At 69.8% G+C, this 6,100-nt stretch carries 7 protein-coding genes; 5 read left to right on the top strand and 2 right to left on the bottom strand.

Features of this window, described 5'->3' with window-relative positions:
- The first annotated feature begins 159 nt into the window (after window positions 1-159).
- Window positions 160-480 carry a DMT family transporter gene (locus tag ACLQ2Q_RS21095; RefSeq protein WP_425823625.1) on the top strand — a complete coding sequence of 107 codons (321 nt, stop codon included), beginning with the start codon at window positions 160-162 and terminating at the stop codon, window positions 478-480.
- A 73-nt stretch (window positions 481-553) separates the two neighbouring features.
- On the opposite strand, the gene ACLQ2Q_RS21090 is transcribed toward ACLQ2Q_RS21095, so the two are convergent.
- Window positions 554-2,008, bottom strand: a complete 1,455-nt coding sequence (locus ACLQ2Q_RS21090; protein WP_425823623.1) for a flavin-containing monooxygenase — start codon at window positions 2,006-2,008, stop codon at window positions 554-556.
- 76 nt (window positions 2,009-2,084) lie between these two features.
- Window positions 2,085-2,465 carry a VOC family protein gene (locus ACLQ2Q_RS21085; protein ID WP_425823621.1) on the bottom strand — a complete coding sequence of 127 codons (381 nt, stop codon included), beginning with the start codon at window positions 2,463-2,465 and terminating at the stop codon, window positions 2,085-2,087.
- A 156-nt stretch (window positions 2,466-2,621) separates the two neighbouring features.
- Here ACLQ2Q_RS21085 and ACLQ2Q_RS21080 point away from each other — a divergent pair, with 156 nt between their 5' ends.
- The 4 genes from ACLQ2Q_RS21080 to ACLQ2Q_RS21065 are packed head-to-tail and all read left to right on the top strand — an operon-like array spanning window position 2,622 to window position 6,014.
- The gene (locus ACLQ2Q_RS21080) at window positions 2,622-3,506 is read left to right on the top strand and encodes an aminoglycoside phosphotransferase family protein (protein ID WP_425823619.1); all 885 of its coding nucleotides are present in this window, start codon (window positions 2,622-2,624) and stop codon (window positions 3,504-3,506) included.
- A gap of 42 nt (window positions 3,507-3,548) precedes the next feature.
- Entirely contained in the window at window positions 3,549-4,310 is a 762-nt protein-coding gene (locus ACLQ2Q_RS21075; protein WP_425823617.1) for a class I SAM-dependent methyltransferase, read from the top strand.
- Window positions 4,311-4,318: 8 nt separating this feature from the next.
- Window positions 4,319-5,791, top strand: coding sequence for an SDR family NAD(P)-dependent oxidoreductase (locus ACLQ2Q_RS21070; RefSeq protein WP_425823615.1), 1,473 nt, complete (start codon window positions 4,319-4,321; stop codon window positions 5,789-5,791).
- Between the two features lie 10 nt (window positions 5,792-5,801).
- Window positions 5,802-6,014 (top strand): hypothetical protein, encoded by a 213-nt coding sequence (locus ACLQ2Q_RS21065; protein ID WP_425823613.1) that lies wholly within the window; start codon window positions 5,802-5,804, stop codon window positions 6,012-6,014.
- Window positions 6,015-6,100: the final 86 nt, after the last annotated feature.

Genomic DNA, 6,100 nt, shown 5'->3' with positions numbered 1-6,100 from the left:
CAATCACCACAGACCCCACACCGGCATCGGCGGCCAAGCCCCCTCAACCCGCGTTCACAACCTCACGGGGAACTACATCTAGCCGAGCGAGGCACCCCGCGTAGTCTCGGATCGCGCGGCTTCTCCCGGCATGCGCGCATCGACGGAGAGGTGCAGCTGGTGGCCTGGATCATCCTCATAATATCGGGAGTTCTCGAGGCTGTCTGGGCGACCGCCCTGGGCAAGTCCGAGGGCTTCACGAAACTCTGGCCGAGCGTGATCTTCGTGGTCACGCTCGCGCTCAGCATGGCGGGACTCGCATGGGCCATGCGCGACATCTCCACGGGAACCGCGTATGCCGTGTGGGTGGGCATCGGAGCTTCGCTGACGGTCATCTACGCGATGGTCACGGGTGCGGAGCCGTTCTCGGTCGTGAAGCTGCTCCTCATCCTCGGCCTCGTCGCCTGCATCGTGGGGCTCAAGCTCGTCAGTCACGACTGATCGAAGCGACGGGTATCTGCGGGCGCGTACCCCCGGCCGGGATCCGGCGTGAGCGGAACGCTCTACGCTGCGCTCAGCCTGCTCTGCCGAACTGCAGGCTGGGGGATCGGACGCGACCCCTCCGCAGGTTGCGTACGTCGGCGTAGTAGTTCATCGACATCCGCCATTCGTCTTCCGCGCCCTGGCGGGGAAGGGCGTCTGCGGCCCGGGTGACGTAGCCGGCCGCGAAGTCGAGCAGAGGTCGGGTCTCCATCCCGGCGGGCCTGCGGGGGGTCACCGTCGTGTACCCGTGCTCGGCCATGTTGGTGAGGAGGCGGCAGAAGTAGTCCGCGAGCAGGCCGACCTTGAGGGTCCAGGAGGCGTTCGTGTAGCCGATGGCGAACGCGAAATTCGGCACGCCGTCCAGCATGATGCCCTTGTACGCCACCCTGTCGGGCAGCAGCACCTCTTCGCCGTCCACGCGGAGGGCGATGCCGCCGAACACGAGCACGCTCAGGCCGGTCGCCGTGACGATGATGTCCGCGCCGATCTCCCGTCCGGATCCGAGCGTCAGCCCCGTCTCGGTGACCGTGGCGATGCGGTCGGTCACCACCTCGACCCTTCCTTCCCGCATCGACGCGAAGAGGTCCCCGTCCGGCACGATGCAGAGCCGCTGGTCCCATGGGTTGTAGGGAGGGTCGAAGTCCACGTCGACCGGATATCCGGGCGGCAGCTGCTTCGCCACCGTCCACCGGATCAGTCGGCGCGCCTGCTTCGGAAACCTGCGGCAGAAGAGCCACAGCACCCGCTGCTGAGCGATGTTCTTCGCCCTCGCCATCCTGTGACCGGCCCTGTCGCCGAACACGCGGCGCAATCGTGCGGCCATCTTGTCCGCGGCCGGTGCGGACAGGATGTAGCCGGGGGTCCGCTGCACCATCGTGACCCGCACGGCCTCCTTCGCAAGCGCCGGAACGAGGGTGACCGCGGTGGCCCCGCTGCCGATCACCACCACGCGCTTGCCGTCGTAGCGCAGGTCCTCCGGCCAGTGCTGCGGATGCACCCGCTGGCCCTGGAACCGATCGAGCCCCGGGATCTCGGCGCGGTAGCCCTCGTCGTAGCGGTAATAGCCGCCGGCGCAGAAGAGCCAGGCGGCCGTCAGTGTCTCCACCGCGTCGGAACCGCCGGTGCGAACCTGCACCGTCCAGAGCCCGGTACGGCTGGACCACTCCGCCGACACGACGCGGCGCTGGAGCGAGATGTGCTCTTCGATACCCTCTTCGGCGACGGTACGCCGGAGGTAGTCCAGGATGCTCGCACCGCTGGCGATGGAGTCCGCATCGGTCCACGGCCGGAACTGGTACCCGAACGTGTACAGATCCGAATCGGAGCGCACACCGGGGTAGCGGAACAGGTCCCACGTTCCCCCGATGGCGTCCCTTGCCTCGAGGATCCGGAACGTCGTGCCCGGTGAGGAGATCTTCAGCGCACGCGCGACTCCGATGCCGGAGATCCCCGCTCCGACGATCACCACGTCGACGTCACCCGCCATCGCGTCCCGCTTCCGATCAGCGTCTCCAGAGTACCGACGGCTCGCCTCGTCGGCTCGGCCCCCGTGCCCTCGGGAATCAGGACGGGCCGGCGATACCGACGAGATTGCCCGCGGGATCGAGGAGGTGAGCGACCGTCACGTGCCCGCCCTCATTCCGCTGCGGCTCCAGCACGACCGTCGCGCCGAGGTGCTCGGCATGCGCGAGAGTGCTGCCCACATCCTCGACGCCGACGTAGAAGATGGCGTGATGGGCGAAGCCCTCTCCGCCGCCGATGCCACCGGCCGCCGCGGGCGAACCCGGCTCCGGGTCGATGAAGGAGTACTGCGCGGGGCTGGAGACGCGATCGGCGACCGGAGCGCCGGCCGGGGCGACCCACCCGAAGAGCGCGCCGTAGAACTCCCGGAGTCGGGCGGGATCCGGGCCGATGAGCTCGAAGTGGACGACGGGGTTTCCCATGGTTTGCTGCCTTTCGTGACACGTTCGCGGATTCGGGCCGGTGAACCCCCGGTCCCACCATGATCGTCGTCTGGGCTCGCCGGGGATCGACGTTCCCGGGCCGGCGGAACGATGCACGTCCTCCTGGGGGCAGCGCGCCTGGATAGGCTCTGAGCGATGATCGTCGTGCCCGGGTCGTTCCGTGAGATGCCTCGGTGGTGGGTGGATGCCGCTGGCCGGGCGTGGCTGGACACGCTGCCGCAGCGCGTCGACGATCGGTGTCGCCGGTGGGGTCTCTCCGTGGACGGCGAGGTGATGCACGGGTCCAACTCGCTGGTCGTCCCGGTGCGCCGGGGCGAGAACCCGCTGATTCTGCGGCTCGCGCCGCCGGGCGACGACGTGCTCGCAGAGGCTGAGGCCCTGCGGCTGTGGGACGGACGCGGAACCGTCCGCCTCCACGATGTCGACGTCGATGACCGCGCGATGCTTCTGGAACGCCTGGACGGGGCACGATCCCTCGCGGGCGAACCGCTGGAGCGCGCGACTCGCATGCTCGCCGGCCTCATCACGAGGCTCGCGGTGCCGGTGCCGGCCGGCGTGCGGGGCACAGATCAGGTCGCCGCCGAACACGCGGAGACGTTCGAGCCGGACTGGGCCGCTCTCGGTGAGCCGTTTCCCCGCGCGCAGCTCGATGCGGCGATCTCCGCCGCCCGGGAGAGGTCGGAGCACCCGCCGGCACGGTTCGCGGCGAACGGCGACCTCCACTTCGAACAGGTGCTCGCCGGTACGCGGGAGCCGTGGCTCGTCGTCGATCCGGTACTCCTCCGCGGCGACCCCGAGTACGACCTCGGCCGAGTCCTGTGGAGCCGGCTCGACGAGACAGCCGACGACGCCCATGTGCGGTCGCTCTTCGACCTGTTCGTCGAATCGGCGGATGTTCCTCCCGAACGCGCGCGGGCGTGGGTGCTCATCCGGAGCGCGTCCTATCTGCTCTGGGGCCTCGACCGCGGACTCACCGAGGACCCACCGCGGTGCCGCCGCCTGCTGAACATCTTCTCCTAGCTCCGCCGCGTGCTTTCATGGACCGCGGCCTAGGCTGTCGCCGTGGTCGATCCGATGCACTTCGAGGCGCACGCCGCGCGATACGCCAGGGCACGCCCGCCGTATCCGCCGGCGCTCTGGGATCGGCTCCGCGAGCTCGACGTGCTGCGACCGGGGCGGCGGGCGCTCGACCTCGGCGCGGGCACGGGGCAGGCGACCGGTCCCCTGCTCGCGGCCGGCCTCCACGTCACCGCGGTCGAGCCCGGTCCGAGGCTGGCCTCGCGCCTCCGCGATGCGCACCCGGACGCGACGGTCATCGTCGCGCGTGCAGAAGACATCGAGCTGCCCGACGCATCGTTCGATGCGGTCGTCGCCGCGACATCCATTCACTGGATGGACCTCGATGTCCTTCTCCCCAAGGTCCACCGGCTGCTGGGCCCGGGAGGCGTGTTCCTGGTCTGGCGCAATGTCTTCGGGGACCCCGATGTCTCGACCCCCTTCCGTGACAGGGTCGCCGCGATCGTCGCGGATCGTGACGACCCTCGGCGCCGGTGGCCCGACCCGGAGGAGGTGGCGGCGACATCCGCGGCACTCACGGCCAACGGCCTCTTCTCCGTCGACGAGACGACCACCTTCCGCTGGAGCATCGAACTCCACGAGCGCCAGGTGCGCGACCTCTTCACGACGTTCAGCGACTGGTCGGCCGACGAGGTCGATCGGGCCGGTGCTGCCGTGCGCGAACTCGGGGGCCGGGTGCTCGAGCACTACCAGTCCTGGCTGATCGTGCTTCGGCCACTCGACGATTCCCCAGGGGCCGCTCGGTAGAATCCCCTGTGCCCTCCCCGTCCGCAGCCCTCCCGCCGAGCGGTATCGACCCCGCCGACCTCGAGGTCACGCTGAAGGTGCTGGCCCGGCTCGCCGAGATCGACGATGTGCATCCCGACTTCATCGCCGTCCGCCACGCCACCGCGAAGATGTACAAGGCCGTCAAACAGGGTCGCCGCCTCGAGAAGCGAGCGGAGATCGCGGATGCCGACCGCGCCGTGATCGCGGCAACGGCCACGGGCGCCCCGGACCGCATCGATGACGAGACCCGTGGAATCCCCATCAGCACCACCACGACGGCCCCCACGGCGGGCACCCTGCTCAAGGCCCGCGCCTGCTACATCTGCAAGCAGCCGCACACCATCGTCGACGCCTTCTACCATCAGCTGTGCCCCGAGTGCGCGGCCATGAGCCACGCGAAGCGCGACGCCCGCACCGATCTCACGGGCAGGCGCGCCCTGCTCACCGGCGGCCGCGCGAAGATCGGCATGTACATCGCCCTTCGGCTGCTGCGCGATGGCGCCCACACCACCATCACGACGCGCTTTCCCCGCGACGCGGTTCGTCGGTTCAGCGGCATGCCCGATGCGCGCGAGTGGATCCACCGTCTCAAGGTCGTCGGAATCGACCTGCGCGACCCCGCCCAGGTGATCGGCCTCGCGGAGGACGTCGCCGCGGCCGGACCCCTCGACATCCTGATCAACAACGCCACGCAGACGGTGCGGCGCTCGCCGGGTGCGTATCAGCCGCTGGTGGATGCCGAGCTGGCGCCGCTTCCGGACGGCCCTCGTCCGGAGCTCGTCACCTTCGGGCACACCAACGATCAGCACCCCCGGGCCCTGGAGCGGTCCGTGACCGCCCATCCGATCCTGGCGGCCGCGGCGGCCAAGGCGGACGAGCTGACCGAGCAGGCCCTTGCTCCCGGGTCGAGCTCGCTGGAGCGGCTCGCGGCCGGCACGGCGATCGACGCGGGCGGGCTGCTGCCGGACCTGCACGACGTCAACTCCTGGACGCAGCACGTCGACGAGGTCGACCCACTGGAGATGCTCGAGGTGCAGCTCGCGAACACCACCGCCCCGTTCCTGCTCGTGTCGAAGCTTCGCCCGTCGATGGCCGCGAGCACGGCTCGACGCAAGTACGTGGTGAATGTCAGCGCGATGGAAGGCGTGTTCGGTCGCGGCTACAAGGGACCAGGGCATCCGCACACGAACATGGCCAAGGCGGCCGTGAACATGCTCACCCGCACCAGCGCACGCGAGATGTTCGAGACCGACCGCATCCTGATGACGAGCGTCGACACCGGGTGGATCACCGACGAGCGGCCGCATCCGACGAAAGTGCGCCTCGCCGAGGAGGGCTTCCACGCTCCCCTCGACCTCGTCGACGGGGCGGCCCGTGTCTACGACCCGATCGTGCGCGGCGAGGCGGGCGACGACGTCTTCGGGGTGTTCCTGAAGGACTACGCGCCCGGCTCGTGGTGATCCGCCGCCCGTGGTGAGCCCCCTGACGCCCGGCATGCGGGTCGTCGTGCGCTACCGGCTGGCGTCGGGACAGGCGACGGACGCGCTCGGGATGCTGGTCAGTGCGGATGAGACGACCTTCGTGGTGGATGGCAAACGGGGGATCGAGCGCATCGCCGTGGCCGACATCATCGCCGCGAAGCAGGTCCCTCCGCCGCCGGCACCACGTCCGCGGCGGGCGTGAGCGGCACAGACCGGGCGCTTGCCGGCGGATCGAGACATCGGATGCCGCTCCTCTGGCGCGATGTCGGCTCGCCCGCGTAGCGTCGG

Source organism: Microbacterium sp. DT81.1, assembly GCF_049844955.1.
In the GTDB taxonomy this organism is placed as follows: Bacteria; Actinomycetota; Actinomycetes; order Actinomycetales; family Microbacteriaceae; genus Microbacterium.
The sequence above is the reverse complement of the archived record's forward strand: the minus strand, read 5'-3'. Positions and strand labels throughout refer to the sequence as shown.